This window comes from Kitasatospora sp. NEAU-69 (assembly GCF_057158765.1).
This window is the reverse complement of record NZ_JBWXUE010000003.1, coordinates 230,190-247,753: the sequence shown is the minus strand read 5'-3', so window position 1 is coordinate 247,753 and position 17,564 is coordinate 230,190. Positions and strand designations below refer to the sequence as shown.

The window sequence follows — 17,564 nt, the reverse complement described above, 5'->3', positions numbered from 1 at the left end:
GCCGGACGGCCCCTCCCGGGATGCCACGGAGAGCCGGGCGCCCGACACTGGCAGGGATCTGACGTGGCGTCGGAAGGCGGTGGCCGGGTGCGCAGGGCCCAGGGGTGCGCGGTGCTCCTCCTCATGCTCCTGCTGCTGTCCGGTCTGCCCGGGTGCAGCCGGACCGGCGGGCTGCGCGCCGAGCACGCCCGCACCCGCGCGGCGACCGCCGGCGGCGCGGTGAGCACCCCGCGCTGGACGGTCGCGATGGTCACCCACGCGGGCGCCGGCGACTCGTTCTGGGACACCGTCCGCAAGGGCGCCGAGCAGGCCGCGGCGAAGGACAACATCAACTTCCTCTACTCCAACGACGCGCAGACCGCGAACCAGGTCCAGCTGGTGCAGGCCGCGATCGACCAGCGGGTGGACGGCCTGCTGGTCACCCTCGCCAAGGGCCCGGCGCTGAAGGACGTGCTGGCCAAGGCCGAGGCGGCCGGCATCCCGGTGATCAGCATCAACTCGGGCGCCGAGTTCTCCGCGCCGTTCGGCGCGCTCACCCACATCGGCCAGGACGAGAGCACGGCCGGCCGGGCGGCGGGCACGGCGCTCGGCGGCCGCAGCCGGCACAGCGTGCTCTGCGTGATCCACGAGCAGGGCAACGTCGGGCAGGAGCAGCGCTGCGCCGGCGCGAAGGCGACGTTCCCGGGCAGTCTGCAGACGCTCTACGTGGACGGCGTCAATCTGCCGGACGCCAAGGCCGCGATCTCCGCGAAGCTCCAGGCCGACCAGTCGGTGGACACCGTGCTCACGCTCAGCGCACCGCTCGCCGCGACCGCGCTGCAGTCGGTGCAGGACGCCCGGCGCGGCGTGGAGGTGGACACCTTCGACCTGAGCAGCGCCGTGGTGGACGGCCTGAAGAGCGGCTCGATCGGCTTCGCGGTCGATCAGCAGCCGTACCTGCAGGGCTACGAGGGCGTGGACCTGCTCTGGCTCTACCGCTCGAACCTGGACGTGCTGGGCGGCGGGCAACCGGTGCTGACCGGTCCGCAGCTGCTGACCGCCAAGGACGCGGACAAGCTGGCCCAGTACGTCGCCGGCGGTACCCGGTGAGCGCACCGCCGGACGTGCCGGGCGGGCCGGGCGGGCCGCAGGCGCCGGACTCACCGGGCTCGCCGGGCTCGCCGGGTGCGCGGGACGTGCTGGCCGGCCCCACCGGCGCGCCGCGCGGCCGGTGGCTGCACCGGCTGCTCTCCCGGCCCGAATTCGGCGCGCTGATCGGCGCGGTCGCCGTCTTCGGCTTCTTCTCGGTCGCCGCGGACAGCTTCCTGCGGGTCTCCTCGCTGGGCACCGTGCTGTACGCGTCCTCGACCATCGGGATCATGGCGGTTCCGGTCGCGCTGCTGATGATCGGCGGCGAGTTCGACCTCTCGGCCGGCGTGCTGGTCACCACCGCCGCGCTGACCTCGTCGATGGTCTCCTACCAGTTCACCGCGGTGACCTGGGTGGGGGTGGCGGTGTCGCTGCTGGTGGCGCTCGCGATCGGCGGGTTCAACGGCTGGATGCTCACCCGCACCCGGCTGCCCAGTTTCATCGTCACCCTCGGCACCTTCCTGATGCTGACCGGCGCCAACCTGGGCGTCACCAAGCTGGTCACCGGCTCGGTCAGCACCAAGTCGATCGCCGACATGCAGGGCTTCGCGTCCTGCCACTGGCTCTTCGCCTCCGAGGTCACCATCGGCGGGCTGACCGTGAAGGCGACGGTCTGGTGGTGGCTCGGCCTGCTCGTGGTGGCCAGCTGGGTGCTGCTGCGCACCCGCCTCGGCAACTGGATCTTCGCGGTCGGCGGCGACGCGGCCGCGGCCCGGGCGGTCGGGGTGCCGGTCGCCCGGACCAAGACCCTGCTCTACCTGGGCGTCGGCTTCGGCGCCTGGGTGCTCGGCCAGCACCTGCTCTTCTCCTTCGACACCGTGCAGTCGGGGGAGGGCGTGGGCAACGAGCTGATCTACATCGTCGCGGCGGTGATCGGCGGCTGCCTGATCACCGGCGGTTACGGCTCGGCGGCCGGGTCCGCACTCGGCGCGCTGATCTTCGGCATGACCAGCAAGGGGATCGTGTACGCGCAGTGGGATCCGGACTGGTTCAAGTTCTTCCTCGGCGCGCTGCTGCTGCTCGCGGCGCTGCTGAACTCCTTCGTCCGGCGGCGGGCGGAGGCCGGGCGGTGAGCGCGATCTCCTCCTCCTCGATCTCCCCTTCCTCGACTTCCTCCTCTCCGCTGGTGGAGCTGCGCGGGGTCGGCAAGCAGTACGGCGCGGTCACCGCGCTCGACGAGGTCTCGCTGACCGTGGACGCCGGGCGGATCGTCTGCGTGCTCGGCGACAACGGCGCGGGCAAGTCCACCCTGATCAAGATCATCGCTGGACTGCACCGGCACGACCGCGGCGACTACCTGATCGACGGCCGGCCGGTGCACCTCGGCTCGCCCCGGCAGGCCCTGGATCTCGGCATCGCCACCGTCTACCAGGACCTCGCGGTCGTCCCGCTGATGCCGGTCTGGCGCAACTTCTTCCTCGGTGCCGAGCGGACCACCGGCCCGTTCGGGCGCTACGGGCGGCTCGACGTGGCCCACATGCGGACGACCACCCGGCAGGCGCTGGCCCGGATGGGCATCGAGCTGGCCGACGTCGACCGCCCGATCGGCACGCTCTCCGGCGGCCAGCGCCAGTGCGTGGCGATCGCCCGGGCCGTGCACTTCGGCGCCCGGGTGCTGATCCTCGACGAGCCGACGGCCGCGCTCGGCGTCAAGCAGTCCGGCGTGGTGCTCTCCTATGTGGCCGCGGCCCGGGCCGAGGGGCTGGGCGTGGTGCTGATCACGCACAATCCGCACCATGCTCATCTGGTCGCGGATCACTTCGTGCTGCTGAAAAGAGGGAGGATGGCGGGCAGCTATGCCCGTGGTGCGATCGGCCTGGAGCAGCTCACCAGCGAGATGGCGGGCGGCTCGGAGCTGGCCGAGCTGCGCCACGAGCTCGCCCACCCGGCCGACCTGCCACCGGATCTACCGCCCGACCTGTTGCCCGACCTGTTGTCCGAACCGCCGACTGACTCACCGTCCGAGCCACCGGCTGACCCACCGTCCGAGCCACCGTCCGACCCATTGCCCGAACCGCCGTCCGACTTGTCGTCTGACCCGCCGTCTGATCAGGAGCCCCCGCCGTCGTGACGAACCCCAACGGCCGCACCGGCCAGCCCGTCCTGCCCGCTCTCCTCGGCCTCGGCCAACGGGGCCTCGGCCAGCGCGGACTCGGTCCGCGCGGGGCTGACCGCTACGGCGCCGACCGCCGGCGCCGCACGCTGCCCGCCGGCGTGCTGCGGCTGCCCACCATCGGGATCGACATCGGCGGCACCAAGGTGGTCGCCGGCGTGGTGGACGGCGAGGGCCGGATCGTCGAGCAGCTGCGCACCGAGACGCCGCACAAGAGCAAGAGCCCCAAGGTGGTCGAGGACGTCATCGTCGAGCTGGTGCTGGAGCTGGCGGACCGGCACGACGTGCACGCGGTCGGCATCGGCGCGGCCGGCTGGGTGGACGCCGACCGCTCCCGGGTGCTCTTCGCGCCGCACCTCAACTGGCGCAACGAGCCGCTGCGGGACGCGCTGACGGACCGGCTGAAGTTCCCGGTGGTGGTGGAGAACGACGCGAACGCCGCCGCCTGGGCCGAGTGGCGCTTCGGCGCCGGGCGCGGCGAGGACCTGCTGGTGATGATCACCCTGGGTACCGGGATCGGCGGCGCGGTCGTCCGGCACGGATACGTGGACCGCGGCCGGCACGGGCTGGCCGGCGAGTTCGGCCACATGCAGGTGGTGCCGAGCGGGCACCGCTGCCCGTGTGGCAACCGGGGCTGCTGGGAGCAGTACTCCTCGGGCAACGCGCTGGTCCGCGAGGCGCGCGAGCTGGCCGCCGCCGAGTCCCCGGTCGCCCAGTCGCTGCTGGCGATGGCCGCCGGCGATGTCGCCGCGATCACCGGGCCGCTGGTCACCGAGGCCGCACAGGGCGGCGACCCGATGGCCGTCGAGCTGCTGCACGACATCGGCACCTGGCTCGGCGTCGGCCTGGCGAACCTGGCGGCCGCGCTGGACCCCGGACGGTTCGTCGTCGGCGGCGGCGTCTCCGCGGCCGGTGACCTGCTGCTGGCGCCGGCCCAGGACGCGTTCCGGCGCACGCTGACCGGGCGCGGCTTCCGGCCGGAGGCGCAGATCGTCCGGGCCGCACTCGGCAACGAGGCCGGGCTGATCGGTGCCGCCGACCTGGCCCGTGCGGTGGCCCGGCGGTTCCGTACGGTCAAGCGGAGCCGGGCCGAGCGCTGAGGCTGTTCGGGGTGCTGAGCTGCGGCTGAGCTGCTGAGCCGTTGAGTTCAGCAGAGCTCGCGGACCATGGTCGCGACGTCCGGGCCGGTCTCGACGGTGACGAAGCCCTCCGCCGCGTACAGCGCCGCCGCGCGGTCGGCCCGCTCCACGCTCAGCGAGATCTGGTGGTGGCCGGCCTGGCAGGCCCGCCGGAGCAGCTCGCGCAGCAGCGCCCGGCCGACGCCGCGGTCCCGCCAGCCCGGCAGCACCCCGATCGAGAGCTCCGGCACCTGCGGCCCGACGAACCCGTACCCGGGCTCACCGGCGGGGAAGAGCCGCAGCCAGGCCGCGCCGAGCGCCCGCCCGTCCGCCGCCGCGGCGACCACCCCGAGGTCGCCGGCCCGCGGCCACCCCGCCACGTAGTGCCCGGCGGCGGGCCCGCCGGCCCCGGCCGGCACCCGCTCGCGCGGCCCGGCCACAGCGGGCCGCCAGTTGACGGCCTCGACCAGCATCTCGGCGAGGAAGCCCGCGTCATCGGCGCCGGCCGGCCGCAGGGTGAACTCCGCTTCACGTGCCCTTCGCACATCCATGCTGTGATTTTTGACACAGGCACGACGTGGGCTCAAGCGGTTTGACGGGATTTTTCGCGGGCGTCGCCGCACATTCAGAAGTCCTTCGGCTCGCCGTGTGGCTGACCCGCCGCCGCTGCGTTCGGTGGTTGCATGGGCACGTTCTGTGCTCATTGGGGGGCGGTGTCGGTGAGGGAGAGGGTCGGATGACGGAAGTCGTACAGGCACCCGCGCCGGACGCGCTGCCGGTGCGTCAGGGCTCGGTCGTGCTGCGCTGGCTGACCACCACCGACCACAAGGTGATCGGCAACCTGTACCTGGCCACCTCGTTCGGCTTCTTCCTCTTCGCCGGCATCCTGGCCTTGCTGATGCGCGCCCAGCTGGCCCGGCCGGGGGCCCAGCTGTTCAGCCACGAGCAGTACAACCAGCTCTTCACGATCCACGGCACCGTGATGATGCTGCTCTTCGCCACCCCGACCTTCGCCGGCTTCGCGAACGCGGTGATGCCGCTGCAGATCGGCTCGCCGGACGTGGCCTTCCCGCGGCTGAACGCGTTCACCTACTGGGTGTTCCTGTTCGGCGGGCTGATGGTGGTCAGCGGCTTCTTCACCGGCTCGGGCGCAGCCGCGTTCGGCTGGTTCGCCTACGCGCCGCTGAACGACGCGGTGCGCAGCCCCGGAGCGGGCGGCGACCTGTGGGTGATGGGGCTGGTGGTGGCCGGGCTGAGCACGATCCTGGGCGCGGTCAACTTCATCACCACCATCGTCTGCCTGCGCGCACCCGGGATGACGCTGTTCCGGATGCCGATCTTCACCTGGAACGTGCTCTTCACCTCGATCCTGGCGCTGCTGGCCTTCCCGGTGCTGACCGCCGCGCTGCTCGCGCTGGAGGCGGACCGCAAGTTCGGCGCGCACGTCTTCGATCCGGCCAACGGCGGTGGCGCGCTGCTCTGGCAGCACCTGTTCTGGTTCTTCGGGCACCCCGAGGTCTACATCGTGGCGCTGCCGTTCTTCGGGATCGTCAGCGAGATCCTGCCGGTCTTCAGCCGTAAGCCGATCTTCGGCTACTACGGGCTGATCGGCGCGACCATCGCGATCACCGCGCTCTCGGCCGTGGTCTGGGCGCACCACATGTTCGTCACCGGGCAGGTGCTGCTGCCGTTCTTCTCGCTCACCTCGCTGCTGATCGCGGTGCCGACGGGCGTGAAGTTCTTCAACTGGGTCGGCACCATGTGGGGCGGCTCGCTCTCCTTCGAGTCGCCGATGCTCTTCTCGATCGGGTTCCTGACCACGTTCCTGTTCGGCGGCCTGACCGGGGTGCTGCTCGCGGCGCCGCCGATCGACTTCCACGTCTCGGACAGCTTCTTCGTGGTGGCCCACCTGCACTACGTGCTCTTCGGCACGGTCGTCTTCGCGACCTTCGCCGGCTTCTACTTCTGGTGGCCGAAGATGACCGGGCGGATGCTCGACGAGCGGCTCGCCAAGGTGCACTTCTGGCTGCTCTTCCCCGGGTTCCAGGCCACCTTCCTGGTGCAGCACTGGCTGGGCGCGATGGGCATGCCGCGCCGGTACGCCGACTACCTGCCGTCCGACGGGTTCACCACGCTGAACGAGGTCTCCTCGGCGGGCTCGCTGCTGCTCGGGGTCTCCATCCTGCCGTTCCTCTACAACGTCTGGCACACCGCCAGGTACGCGCCGAAGGTCACCGAGGACGACCCTTGGGGCTTCGGCCGCTCGCTGGAGTGGGCCACCTCGTGCCCGCCGCCGCGGCACAACTTCCACGCCATGCCGCGGATCCGCTCGGAGTGCCCGGCCTTCGACCTGCACCACCCGCTGCACTCGCGGGCCGTCCTGGACGCCGAGGAGCGTGCGCAATGAAGGCCGAGGCCTACCTGTTCACCGGCTGGGCGGCGTTCTTCGGCGCGCTCGCCGCCGTCTACGGCGTGCTGGCCCGCGAGCCGGCGGGGAAGGCGGCGCTGGTCGTCTCGTTCCTGATGTCCGCCCTGGTCGCGGCGTTCTTCTGGGGCCAGTACCTGCGCCGCGACCGGCGGCCGCAGGACAGCGCCGAGGCCGAGATCGCCGATGGGGCCGGCCCGTTGGAGTTCTTCGCGCCCGGCAGCGGCTACCCGTTGCTGACCGCGGTCGGCGTTGCGGTGCTGGCGCTGGGCGTCGTGTTCGGGCTCTGGCTGATGCTGATCGGGGTGGGGCTGCTCTTTCCCGGGGTCGGCGGGTTCGTCTTCCAGTACGCGTCGCGGGAGCAGTGAGCCAGCCGGGCCCTGCTTGCTTGCCGGCCTGCCTGTCGGCTGCTCCGGCGGGTCGGTCCGTTCGGGGTCCGCCCGGGGCTCGTTCCGTCGGTCCGGCCGCGTCGGTCCGGCCCGGTCAGTCCCGGGCGGGTTCCTTCGGCTCCTCCGCGTGGACCTTCGGCGGCTCCGGTGGCTCCGGCAGCTCGACCCGGTCGCGGTAGTACCAACCACTGAGTGCCGCCCGCAGCCGTTCCAGCCGCGAGCGCAGTCGCTCGGCGCGTGACGGGCCGCCCGCGGTCGGCGGGGCCGGCACGGTCGGCGGAGTCGGTGGAGTCGGCGCTTCGAGCGGCGCCGGCACCTCGCGCAGTGTCAGCGTGTAGCGCTGGCGCACCGTCAGCGGCTGGTGCTCCTGCTCGAACCCGCCTTCGGCCGTCTGGCGGACGAAGCCGGTCGGCGCGGCGCCGTCCGTGAACCGGTCGCGGTCGTGGGCCTGGAGCGCCAGACAGAGCCGCCGGGTCAGCCAGAAGACCAGCACCGGAGCGACGAAGAGCGCCACCCGCAGCGTCCAGTCGAGCACGTTGACCGAGACGTGGAAGGTCAGCGCGATCACGTCCTGCCCGCCGGCCAGCAGCAGCACCGCGTACGCCGTCACGCCGGCCGTCCCGACCGCGGTGCGGGCCGGCCGGTTGCGCGGACGGTCGCAGAGGTGGTGCTCACCGCGCTCGCCGGTGATCCACTGCTCCAGGAACGGGTACGCGTACAACGCCGTGAAGAGCAGCACCGGGAAGACCACCGCCGGCAGCAGCGGGTTCCACGCGATGGTGTGGCCCCACAGCCGGGTCTCGGTGCCCGGCATCAGCCGCAGCGCCCCCTCCAGGAAGCCCATGTAGAAGTCCGGCTGCGCGTCGGTGGACGCCTGGTCGGCGCGGTACGGCCCGTACAGCCAGATCGGGTTGATCTGCGCGAGCGCGGCGAGCGCCACCAGCACCCCGGAGACCAGTACCAGCAGGCCGCCGGTCTGCGCGGCGAACTGCGGGAACATCGGCTTGCCGACCACGTTGCGGTTGGTCCGCCCGGGGCCGGCCCAGTGCGTGTGCTTCAGGTGGAAGACCAGGATCAGGTGTGCCGTGATCAGCGCCAGCAGCAGGCCGGGCAGCAGCAAGATGTGCGTGGTGTACAGGCGCGACACGATGTCCTGGCCGGGCCACTCGCCGCCGAACGCGAAGAACGCCAGGTACGAGCCGACCAGCGGGACCGCCAGCATGAAGCCCTGCGCGGTGCGCAGGCCGGTGCCGGAGAGCAGGTCGTCGGGGAGCGAGTAGCCGGCGAAGCCCTCGATCAGCACCAACTGGAACAGCGTCAGGCCGATCACCCAGTTGAGCTCGCGCGGGCGGCGGAACGCACCGGTGAAGAAGATCCGCAGCAGGTGCGCGCCGACCGAGGCGGCGAAGACCAGCGCGGCCCAGTGGTGGATCTGGCGGACCAGCAGGCCGCCGCGCACGTCGAAGCTGATCGCCAGCGTGGACGCGTAGGCCTCGGTCATCCGGATCCCGTGCAGCGGCGCGTAGCTGCCGGTGTAGATGGTCTCGCCCATCGCGGGCTTGAAGAAGAAGGTCAGGAAGACGCCGGTGGCCAGCAGCACCACGAAGCTGTAGAGGGCCAACTCGCCGAGCAGGAACGACCAGTGGTCGGGGAAGATCTTGCGCAGCAGGCCCTTCGCGGCGTCCAGGAACGGCAGTCGGCCGTCCAGCGCGTCCGCCGCGGCCTCGGCGCGGGCGGCGGCCACCGGGTGTTGGGCGGCCCAGTTGTCCGGCGGCCGCCGCCGCTCCGGCTGCTCCAGGGGCATCCGACCCGCACCTCGTCCCGTCGCGTGAGGTTCCCGGGGTGGGCCCCCGACCTGCTAGCCATACCGTGCGACCCGCGTCCCGCGGCGGCGCGACCCGCGCGTGCCGGGCCCGGTTCACTCCGTCGCGCCAGCACGGCCCCGGCTGACGCCTTGAGCCGCTGCTGTCGGTGACGGCGGGTATCTTCGGGGGCGGGTGTCTGGCCGGGTCTGCCGGCTCGGCACCCGCCCCCGTCCGCACCACCCCGGGAAGGCCCGTTGTGACCGTCCGCATCGCCACCTGGAACATCAACTCCGTCACCGCGCGGCTGCCCAAGCTGCTGGAGTGGCTGGAGAGCGCCAAGCCCGACGTGCTCTGCCTGCAAGAGCTCAAGTGCGCCACGGCTGCCTTCCCGTTCGAGGAGGTCCGCGAGCTCGGCTACGAGACCGAGGCGTACGGCACCGGGCGGTGGAACGGTGTGGCGATCATCTCCAAGCTCGGTTTCGAGGACGTCGTGCGCGACCTGCCCGGTCAGCCCGGCTTCCTGGCGGACGGCGCGCTGCTGCCCGAACAGGAACCGCGCGCCATCGCGGCCACCTGCGGGCCGGTCCGGGTCTGGTCGGTCTACGTCCCGAACGGGCGCGAGGTGGAGCACGCGCACTTCCGCTACAAGCTCGACTGGCTGGAGGCGCTGCGCCAGGCGGTGCTGGCGGACGCGGCTGGCGAGCGCCCGTTCGCCGTGCTCGGTGACTTCAACATCGCCCCGGCCGACGAGGACGTCTTCGACCTCGCCGCCTTCGAGGGTGCCACGCACGTGACACCGGTCGAGCGCGCCGCGCTGGCCGCGCTGCGCGAGGCCGGCCTTGAGGACGTCGTCCCGCGCCCGCTCAAGTACGACCGCCCGTACACCTACTGGGACTACCGGCAGCTCGCTTTCCCGAAGAACCGCGGCATGCGGATCGATCTGACCTACGCGAACGCGCCGTTCGTCGCAGCGGTGACGGACAGTTACGTGGACCGCGAGGCGCGGAAGGGCAAGGGAACCTCCGACCACGCGCCGGTGGTCGTGGACCTCGCGCTCTGAGCTCGGCCGCTCCTCGGTCTGCTGGTTCTGGGCCTACCGGCCCTCCGCTTGCCGTTCCTCGGTCTGCTGGTTCTGGGCCTACCGGCCCTCCGCTTGCCGCTCCTCGGTCTACCGGTTCTCGGCCTGCCGCTCCTCGGCCTGCATCGCGGCGGTCGCGAGCAGGTACTGCGCGGCGATGTACGTGGACATGATCCAGAGCTCGTGTCCCGGCAGCTCCCGCCACCCGGCCAGCCGGGTGGCGATCAGCGTGTCGGAGAGCAGGAAGAGCGCACCGCCCAGTCCGCCGCGCAGGCCCAGGCCGGCGGAGGTCACCGCGGTGGAGGCCAGCAGCAGGCTGTAGCCGGCCACCGGGATCTTGAGCGCCCCGAGGCCGGGCCAGAGCTGGTTCATCATCACCGCCCAGGTCGCCGCGTACGCGCCGGCGACCAGTGCGGTGCGACGACGGTCCGTCAGCGCCCCCTGCTTGGCGAACATCGCGATGTAGCAGACGTGCGCGGTCGCGAACGAGCCCATCCCCGCCAGGAACGCCGCCTCGCTGTCGATCTGGAGCAGCGCGTCGCCCGCCGTGCTGGCGATCAGCGCGGGGACCAGCAGGCGGGTGCTGTCGCCGGTGGCGCTGCCGGTGCCGGTGGCGGGGCTGCTCGTGCCGTTCTGCTCGGCGGTGCTCGGTCCGGCCGGCTCCGGCAGCCTCGGCGCGGTTGCTGCGGGCGAGGCGACCAGCGCGGACCGCTTGCCGGAGGCGACCACATGGGCGGCGAGCAGCGGCATCAGCACGGGCTTGGTGACCAGCTCGACGGCCTTGCCCTCCACCAGCAGCGCGCCCAGGTGCGCCGCCGAGGTGGCGGCGAAGGTGCCGAGCAGACCGCGCGCCCGCCCGGTGAGCCGCTCCGCGAGGCGTCCGGTGAGGCGTCCGGTGAGCTGTCCGGTGGGAGAGCTGAGGCTGTTCAGCATGCGATGGAGCCTTCCGAGGTACTGGGGGTGGTGGCCAGAGTAGTGGTGGGGACGGTGCTGCCCGGTGACCCGGGCTGCCAGCCGGGGCCCTTGGCGAGGTGGCGAACGCGGTCGCGCCAGTTCGTGGCTGCCGCCACGTCCCGGGCGATCGCCGCGTACTCGTGCGTCGCGACCCGCAGGGGGTTGAACGAGTCGATGTTCTTCGTCAGGCCGTAGACCGGGCGGACGGTCTCCGGTGTGAAGGAGCCGAACAGCCGGTCCCAGACGATCAGGATGCCGCCGAAGTTGCGGTCCAGGTAGCCGCCCTGGGAGGCGTGGTGCACCCGGTGGTGCGACGGTGTGTTGAGGATCAGTTCGACCGGCGCCGGCAGCCGGTCGATCCGCTCGGTGTGGATCCAGAACTGGTACAGCAGACCGACCGAGGTGCAGAACGCGAGCGCCGCCGGGTGGACCCCGGCCAGGATCATCGGTACGTAGAACACCCAGTTGGTCGCGCCCGTCCACGGCTGGCGCAGCGCCGTGGACAGGTTGTAGTTCCGGCTGGAGTGGTGGACCACATGGCAGGCCCAGAGAATGCGGATCACGTGGTGACCGCGATGCTGCCAGTAGTAGCAGAAGTCCTGGGCGAGCAGCATGAGCGGCAGCGTCCACCAGGTCACCGGGAGGTGGACCGGTGCCAGTGAGTACAGCGCCGAGTAGACCATGACGATCGGGATCTTCCAGCCGGCGTCGAAGAACAGGCTGCCCAGGCCCATGCCGAGACTGGTCGCCGTGTCCTTCCCACCGTAACCCTGCTCCTCGTCGTCCGGATGGAACCGGTAGGAGACTGCCTCCAGCACAGCGAGCAGCACAAAGGCCGGTATCGACCAGAGCACGACGTTGGGCAGGTTCGGCATGACCGGCACGATAGGCGACACCGGGCGGCACCGGAAGAGTTGTTACTCATGCGTAGCGGTGCTATCCGACCACCAGGGCCCCGCTCTCGTAGGCGGCGATCACCAGCTGAGCCCGGTCCCGTGCTCCGAGCTTGGTGAGCAGTCTGCTGACATGTGACTTCACCGTGCCGACGGAGAGACAGAGCTGTTGTGAGATCTCGGCGTTGGACAGCCCTCGCCCGACGAGGTGCAGTACCTCGCACTCGCGCTGTGTCACTCCGTCCAGGTCCTTCGCAGGCGCGGGGGCGATGTCCTGCCGGACGAACTCCTCCATCAGCCGTCTGGTGATCCTGGGAGCCAGCAGCGCGTCTCCGGCGGCGACCACCCGGATGGCACTGAGCAACTCGGCCGGCAGCGTGTCCTTGAGGAGGAAGCCGCTGGCGCCCGCCCGGATCGCGCCGAAGGCGTACTCGTCCAGCGCGAAGGTGGTCAGGACCACGATCCGCACGGACGGTTGATCCTTCCCGGAGAGAACCAGACGGGTGGCCTCGATCCCGTCGAGCAGCGGCATCCGGATGTCCATCAAGGCGACGTCCGGCCGCAGCGCTCGGATGACCTCGACCGCCTCTCGGCCGTTCGCCGCTTCCCCGACCACCGTCAGATCCGGAGCGGAATTGATCAGCACGCGAAAGGCCGATCGGACCAGGGCTTCATCGTCGGCGATGACGACTCGTAGGGTCATGAGGTTCTCCGGTGGTGTGGGTGCCTAGGCTTACTGACCCGTGCGTGCTGGATCGGCTGCGGCCGGCCGCGCCGCAGCCGTGGGTTTGAGCCGGTGCTCCGGAGTGGCCGTGCTGGGCCGTGCTGATGCCGGTGTTGTCTGCGAGGCGGGCTCGGTGAGCGGCAGGCGGACCGAGACGCGGTAGCCACCGTCTGGGCCCGGGCCGACCGTCACCGCGCCGCCGTAGAGCGCAGCGCGCTCGCGGATACCGATCAGACCGTGGCCCTCGTGGCCCCTGTAGTCCTCGCGGCTCTGGTGGTTCTCGTATCGCTCCTGCCCGCGCTGCCCCGCTGCCGGCGGCGTTCGGTGGCGTGGGGCGCTGCGGTCGGCGAGTGTGCCCTCCGTGGCGGCGTGGCCGATGTGGCCGATGCCCTTGTCGCTGACCTCCATCGTCACCTCCTCCTCGGTTCGGGTGATCACCAGTCGAGCGCGGTCGGTGCGGGCGTGCTTGACGACGTTCGTCAGGCTCTCCTGCGCGATTCGGTAGAGCGCCCGCTCTATGCCGTGTGGCAGCTCCGGCTGGTGGGCGTCGAGTGCGTCGAAGACGACATCGACGTGGACGCCGCCCTTGCGGGTCTGCGCCGCGAGCGCCTCGATGTCGGCCAGGCCGCCCGGGCGCAGCTCGGCCGCGTCGTCCTCGCGGAGGACACCGAGCAGCGAGCGCAGCTCGCGCAGGGTCTCCCGGCTGGTCGCCTCGATCACCGAGAGTGCCTGTGCAGCCTCCTCGGGCTGATTGCGGCTCACGTGGTGCCCGACGCCGGCCTGGACCGCGATGATGCTCATGCTGTGCGCGACGACGTCATGCAGCTCGCGGGCGATCCGCAGGCGCTCCTCGACCACGGTGCGCTGAGCCTCGGCCAGGCGGGCCGCCGACCGCTGCTCGGCCTGCTCCCGCAGTCCCTCGGCATAGGCCCGGCCGCGAGCCGAAGCCCAGCCCATCGACCAGCCGGCGAGCTGTGCCACCCCGATCCCCACCAGCCACAGCCCGGCAAACCGGCTGTGCCCCGCGTGCAGGTCGATGCAGTACCCGCTCAACCACTCCACTGCGAACGCGGCCACCAGCGCTGGAACGGCCCGCTGTGGAGCTCTGGCCAAGCCGACCTGGTAGGCGAGCAACGCCATCGCGAGGAGGGCCAGTGGCGCACCGGGGGAGAACCCGATCACCGGCAGGCCCGGCGCGGCCAGCCAGAGCATGCCGATCGGCCGGAATCTGCGAAGCCCGACGCCCACGCAGAAGCCGAGACCGATCACCAGGAGCAGCGGGCCCGGCAGCGCCAGCAGGCGCATGCTGAACCCCCGGTCCGCCCAGATGAGCCAGGCGCACAGCAGCGCGAAGGCGACGTCGGCGCCGACCAGCTGAGGCTGGGTCAGGCGACGAACGAGCGGCGGGCGCAGGTGCGGGTTCATGACGGCGAGCCTAGTTCGCTCACGAGCTTGCCCGGATCCGGCTGTGGAAGGAGCTCGGACCTCTGTCCTGAGACAGATACGGCCCCGATGGTCCTCCCAGAGACGGAGTTGAAGATCTGTCCGTAGCCAGATTCGCCAGACACCCGGGCCCTGCGACCGTAGCTGCCGTGCCGATCACGCGGCTCGACCGGCTCAAGGATTCGCTCGTCCGGCTCGACAGGGGAGCGACGGAGGATGGAGAACATCATGACGACCGCTGTTCGACCTCTGACAGTTCGACTGGCGACTGCTCGTGCGGTGCCGGTGTGGCCGGCGGTTCCCGGTGCGGATCCAAGGGCGACGGCCTCGCCCACGAACTCCCCAGTCTCCAGGACATCGAGAGGGCCGCCGGGCGCTGCTGCCATGACCGGTGGCCGTGAGTCTCCATGCGTCGCGATCTTTGACAACTGAAAATCGGATTGCTGCTGCCGAAAGTGAAGAAATCCACACAGGTGCTCGCGAGGCAGGCGAGTGCACCGCGCCGGCCCGTGGATAAGCCCAGCTCGCTGTTGCCGGGCCGGCGCTGTCCGGTAGCCAGGCGCCCGGCGGCGGACTACTCGGCGGGCCGTGCGCCGAGGCTGCGGTGCCACCCCCTCCCGGGTGTCTTAGGCTGTTCCTGACACGGTGGAACAGGACAGGCAGAGTCGGGCGGACAGGCCGCCCGGCGGCACGGCGGAGGGGCGCGTGAACGGGGGCGGAGCGCTGGGCAGCACCGACGCGCCCGGCACCGCAGTGGCCGGCCGTTCCGGGGGTACCACCAGCGTCCACGCGGAGTGCCTTGCGGAGCACCTGGGGAGCGTCCTGACTCTGTTCGAATCCGAGCTGCAGTCGGCGGAGGGGCCGGAGTCACCGTCAGCAGGCCTGGCGGGCGGCGGCGGGTCGGGTGGTCCGCTCGGCGGTGCGACCGGCGGTCCGTCGGCCGATCAGCCACGAGAGCGAGCCGGCCGTCCGGCGCCCGGGAACCGGCCGCCGGCGCAGGCCGCTCCCTGGCCGGAACACCTGGTGGACCATCAGCAGGCCGCCTCGCCGCCTTCGGAACTGCGGCAGGCGTCCGAGGACGCGGTCCGGGCCGAGAGGCCCGGCAGTTGCGGTGCGGAGTACCCCGAGGGCGGATTCTGCATGGGTGGGCCGTCGGATGTGACTCTCCAGGCGGTGGCGCGGTTGACACAGTCCCGGCAGCCGGACACCGAGCGCCTGATCCGGCTCGCTCGGCGATTCGCACACTCCAGCGCGGAAGAAGCCCACGATCTGTTCACCGATGCCTTCGGTCTGCACGGGGCACGGCACTTCGGGGTCGCTCCGGAGCCGGCCGACGCCGACCGGCCCGAGCTCAGCTGGTGGCACGGCCCGACGGTCCGCCAGCCGTTGCCCACGGTGCAGGACGGCGCCGTTCCCCGCGTTCGCCGTGCACGGCGGCGGATGCGCGAGCTTCCGGTGGGTGAGTCGGCCGACGGGGCGCCAGGTGCTGTGGCGGGAGCCGCAGCCGGTGTGGCGGGGGCCGGGGCGGTCGGCGATGTGCTCGGCGGCGCGATACCGGCGGCCCGCGCCAATGCCGGCCGGCACCGCAAGCCCGAGCCTCCCGGTACCAGCGGGAGCGGCGGCCCGGGCGAGTCGGGCCCGTACGACGTGGCCGTCGCGGCGGAGCGTCGTGCTGCCGCACGAATCCTGCTCGCGCACCCTTTGGTGACCGCTGCCGGGCCGCACGCGGCTGCACTGCCGCTGATCCAGCGTCACGCTCCGTGGCTCAGCGATCGCTTCGGGGAGCTGCTCGGCTATCCGCTGATGGTGACCGAGAGCTTCGCTCGGCTGCTGAAGGCGGGCTTGGGGGCCGGAGCGATGCGCCGGCTCTCGGTGGACCACACCCCCCTGACGCCCGAGCGCTATGCGGCGCTCGCCCTCGCGCTCGCGGTACTGCTGACCGGCCCCCACCTCTGGCCGACCGAGCAGTTGACCGCTGGGATCGAGCAGGCGGCAGCGGGCGCCGGTCTGGCGAACGGCGCCGATGGCGTGGACGGCCCGCAGGCCGGGGCACTGGAGGCGGGCGATGAGGCCGAGCCCGATGCCATGACCGGGAGCGGTCGAGCGGCGGTCGGGCGGGCCGCGATCGGGGCCGCGCTTCGGCTGCTGACCGAGTGGCAGGTCCTCGCTTCGCACTGCACGGCCGAGGGCTGCCTCACGGTGGATCAGGACCTCGCCGCCGTGCTCGCCATCGGTGCGGGTGGCAGTACTGACGAGCTGCCGGCGGACGGCGCCGACACCGGGGCAGGCCGGGGCGCGGAGGTCCCGGTGGCGGTCCGCCGCCGGCTCGTGGAGACGCCGGTGGTGCTGTTCGAGGACCTCACCGCGCTGGAGCGCGAGTGGCTGTGGCAGGCCCGGCAGCAGGAGGCCGAGAGCTTCGCGGAGTTCCTCGGCCTGACCGCCGAGGTCCGCAGCGAGGGCATCGCCCTGCTCGACCCGGCGGGCGAGCTGACCGACCTTCGGTTGCCAGGCCCCGACGCGCCGGCGCATGCGGCGCTGCTGCTGGTGGAGCGGCTGGTGGAGGAGTTGCGCCCGCTGCCGTCGGAGCCGGCCGCCGGCCTCGGCACGCCGGTGACCGGCGTGCCGATCGCCGAGGCCCTGATAGACGGCATTCTCGGTGACGTCGCCGACGAGTACGGAGCCGGTGCGGGCTGGGGCTGGGACCACCTGGCCGACCGGGCCGCCTTCCGCCGTGAGGTGCTCGACCTGTTGCACCGGATGCGGTTGATCGCGCCGGCGCCGAGTGCGGCCCTGGCCGGCCCGGCGGCCCAGGCCCCAGCCGGGCCCAACGGTCCTGTTGCCGCCGGTGTGACGGCAGCTGCCGCTCGTGGTCGCACGGTCAGTGGCTGGATGCTGCTCGCCCCGGCCGCCCGGTACGCCGCCGAACTCGAGCTGCGTCCGGCAGCGGGGACCGGGCGCCACTCCCGTCGGGAGCGGTACTCCGGGCCGCTCGCCGATCGGTAGCGGAGCACGCGGGGATCTTGCGATGCAGTGACGACGGATGCGGTGACGACAGGCCCGCGGGCGCGGCGGCCGTGCAGGTCGCGGACGCCGTCAGTGCGACCCGGAGGCGGCCGTGACGGTCTGCTGCTGGACGGTTTCCACGGTGGCGCCGACGCCGAGTCCACCCAGCGCGACCGAGGCGGCCACGGCGGCACAGGCGAGAAGTCGCCGGTGGCGCTTGGGGAGCGGGAACCGGGGGGCGTCGTCGGCCGAGGAGCAGGAAGCGCCTGGTGAGGCCGGGGATCCCGGGTCGGGCAGGTCCGCCGGGCGGCGGCCGGGGAAGAGCGGTTCGTCCATGATGGTGAGGATTCCAGTCAGGTGTTAAACGATGACTACACAGGGGTGAACGCCGCACACGTGGGACGCGGCGATTCGGCGCAGTGACTCGGCGCAGGCCTTTCGGAGCGTCCCGAGGGTGCCTCTAATTTCGCTCTCTGCCCGCTAACGCCGGG

The 17,564-nt window shown here is 72.0% G+C and carries 16 protein-coding genes; 8 read left to right on the top strand and 8 right to left on the bottom strand.

What is annotated here, in order from left to right:
• Window positions 1-87 precede the first annotated feature (87 nt).
• From AC060L_RS05375 to AC060L_RS05360, 4 genes are all read left to right on the top strand, one after another.
• Entirely contained in the window at window positions 88-1,089 is a 1,002-nt protein-coding gene (locus AC060L_RS05375) for a substrate-binding domain-containing protein (RefSeq protein WP_483797438.1), read from the top strand.
• Window positions 1,090-1,178: 89 nt separating this feature from the next.
• Window positions 1,179-2,201, top strand: coding sequence for an ABC transporter permease (locus tag AC060L_RS05370; RefSeq protein WP_483797437.1), 1,023 nt, complete (start codon window positions 1,179-1,181; stop codon window positions 2,199-2,201).
• A 5-nt stretch (window positions 2,202-2,206) separates the two neighbouring features.
• Window positions 2,207-3,199, top strand: a complete 993-nt coding sequence (locus AC060L_RS05365) for an ATP-binding cassette domain-containing protein (RefSeq protein WP_483797436.1) — start codon at window positions 2,207-2,209, stop codon at window positions 3,197-3,199.
• Between the two features lie 32 nt (window positions 3,200-3,231).
• Window positions 3,232-4,341, top strand: a complete 1,110-nt coding sequence (locus AC060L_RS05360) for an ROK family glucokinase (protein ID WP_483797435.1) — start codon at window positions 3,232-3,234, stop codon at window positions 4,339-4,341.
• Between the two features lie 47 nt (window positions 4,342-4,388).
• Here AC060L_RS05360 and AC060L_RS05355 read toward each other — a convergent pair whose 3' ends face one another.
• Window positions 4,389-4,910 (bottom strand): N-acetyltransferase family protein, encoded by a 522-nt coding sequence (locus AC060L_RS05355; RefSeq protein ID WP_483797306.1) that lies wholly within the window; start codon window positions 4,908-4,910, stop codon window positions 4,389-4,391.
• A gap of 185 nt (window positions 4,911-5,095) precedes the next feature.
• On the opposite strand from AC060L_RS05355, the gene ctaD reads away from it, so the two are divergent.
• Both ctaD and ctaF read left to right on the top strand, forming a co-directional pair.
• Window positions 5,096-6,766 carry an aa3-type cytochrome oxidase subunit I gene (gene ctaD, locus AC060L_RS05350; RefSeq protein ID WP_483797305.1) on the top strand — a complete coding sequence of 557 codons (1,671 nt, stop codon included), beginning with the start codon at window positions 5,096-5,098 and terminating at the stop codon, window positions 6,764-6,766.
• Window positions 6,763-7,152: an aa3-type cytochrome oxidase subunit IV gene (gene ctaF / locus AC060L_RS05345; protein WP_483797303.1), complete on the top strand. Its 390-nt coding sequence runs from the start codon at window positions 6,763-6,765 to the stop codon at window positions 7,150-7,152. Before ctaD ends, ctaF begins: the two co-directional genes overlap by 4 nt.
• 115 nt (window positions 7,153-7,267) lie before the next feature.
• On the opposite strand, the gene qcrB is transcribed toward ctaF, so the two are convergent.
• The gene (qcrB, locus tag AC060L_RS05340; RefSeq protein ID WP_483797302.1) at window positions 7,268-8,977 is read right to left on the bottom strand and encodes a cytochrome bc1 complex cytochrome b subunit; all 1,710 of its coding nucleotides are present in this window, start codon (window positions 8,975-8,977) and stop codon (window positions 7,268-7,270) included.
• 257 nt (window positions 8,978-9,234) lie between these two features.
• Here qcrB and AC060L_RS05335 point away from each other — a divergent pair, with 257 nt between their 5' ends.
• On the top strand, window positions 9,235-10,038 hold the full coding sequence (locus AC060L_RS05335; RefSeq protein ID WP_483797301.1) for an exodeoxyribonuclease III: 804 nt from the start codon (window positions 9,235-9,237) through the stop codon (window positions 10,036-10,038).
• Between the two features lie 108 nt (window positions 10,039-10,146).
• Here the strand turns inward: AC060L_RS05335 and AC060L_RS05330 are convergent, their stop codons facing one another.
• From AC060L_RS05330 to AC060L_RS05310, 5 genes are all read right to left on the bottom strand, one after another.
• Entirely contained in the window at window positions 10,147-10,989 is an 843-nt protein-coding gene (locus AC060L_RS05330) for a lysoplasmalogenase (RefSeq protein ID WP_483797300.1), read from the bottom strand.
• Window positions 10,983-11,885 carry a sterol desaturase family protein gene (locus AC060L_RS05325; RefSeq protein WP_483797299.1) on the bottom strand — a complete coding sequence of 301 codons (903 nt, stop codon included), beginning with the start codon at window positions 11,883-11,885 and terminating at the stop codon, window positions 10,983-10,985. The genes AC060L_RS05330 and AC060L_RS05325 overlap by 7 nt, the downstream gene beginning before the upstream one ends.
• A gap of 61 nt (window positions 11,886-11,946) precedes the next feature.
• Window positions 11,947-12,606: a response regulator transcription factor gene (locus tag AC060L_RS05320; RefSeq protein WP_483797298.1), complete on the bottom strand. Its 660-nt coding sequence runs from the start codon at window positions 12,604-12,606 to the stop codon at window positions 11,947-11,949.
• A gap of 30 nt (window positions 12,607-12,636) precedes the next feature.
• Entirely contained in the window at window positions 12,637-14,052 is a 1,416-nt protein-coding gene (locus AC060L_RS05315; protein ID WP_483797297.1) for a sensor histidine kinase, read from the bottom strand.
• A gap of 891 nt (window positions 14,053-14,943) precedes the next feature.
• A complete protein-coding gene (locus AC060L_RS05310; RefSeq protein ID WP_483797296.1) occupies window positions 14,944-15,102 on the bottom strand; it encodes a hypothetical protein in 159 nt (52 codons plus the stop codon).
• Here AC060L_RS05310 and AC060L_RS05305 point away from each other — a divergent pair.
• Window positions 15,094-17,073 (top strand): DUF2398 family protein, encoded by a 1,980-nt coding sequence (locus AC060L_RS05305; protein ID WP_483797295.1) that lies wholly within the window; start codon window positions 15,094-15,096, stop codon window positions 17,071-17,073. The genes AC060L_RS05310 and AC060L_RS05305 overlap by 9 nt on opposite strands.
• 90 nt (window positions 17,074-17,163) lie before the next feature.
• Here the strand turns inward: AC060L_RS05305 and AC060L_RS05300 are convergent, their stop codons facing one another.
• Window positions 17,164-17,409, bottom strand: coding sequence for a hypothetical protein (locus tag AC060L_RS05300; RefSeq protein ID WP_483797294.1), 246 nt, complete (start codon window positions 17,407-17,409; stop codon window positions 17,164-17,166).
• Window positions 17,410-17,564 lie beyond the last annotated feature (155 nt).

Excerpts from the sequence above, each read along its gene's own strand:
- AC060L_RS05355 (WP_483797306.1), bottom strand. The coding sequence starts at position 4,910 with ATGGATGTGCGAAGGGCACGTGAAGCGGAGTTCACCCTGCGGCCGGCC.
- ctaD (WP_483797305.1), top strand. The coding sequence starts at position 5,096 with ATGACGGAAGTCGTACAGGCACCCGCGCCGGACGCGCTGCCGGTGCGT.
- ctaF (WP_483797303.1), top strand. The coding sequence starts at position 6,763 with ATGAAGGCCGAGGCCTACCTGTTCACCGGCTGGGCGGCGTTCTTCGGC.
- qcrB (WP_483797302.1), bottom strand. The coding sequence starts at position 8,977 with ATGCCCCTGGAGCAGCCGGAGCGGCGGCGGCCGCCGGACAACTGGGCC.
- AC060L_RS05330 (WP_483797300.1), bottom strand. The coding sequence starts at position 10,989 with ATGCTGAACAGCCTCAGCTCTCCCACCGGACAGCTCACCGGACGCCTC.
- AC060L_RS05325 (WP_483797299.1), bottom strand. The coding sequence starts at position 11,885 with ATGCCGAACCTGCCCAACGTCGTGCTCTGGTCGATACCGGCCTTTGTG.
- AC060L_RS05320 (WP_483797298.1), bottom strand. The coding sequence starts at position 12,606 with ATGACCCTACGAGTCGTCATCGCCGACGATGAAGCCCTGGTCCGATCG.
- AC060L_RS05315 (WP_483797297.1), bottom strand. The coding sequence starts at position 14,052 with ATGAACCCGCACCTGCGCCCGCCGCTCGTTCGTCGCCTGACCCAGCCT.
- AC060L_RS05310 (WP_483797296.1), bottom strand. The coding sequence starts at position 15,102 with ATGGTCCACCAGGTGTTCCGGCCAGGGAGCGGCCTGCGCCGGCGGCCG.
- AC060L_RS05300 (WP_483797294.1), bottom strand. The coding sequence starts at position 17,409 with ATGGACGAACCGCTCTTCCCCGGCCGCCGCCCGGCGGACCTGCCCGAC.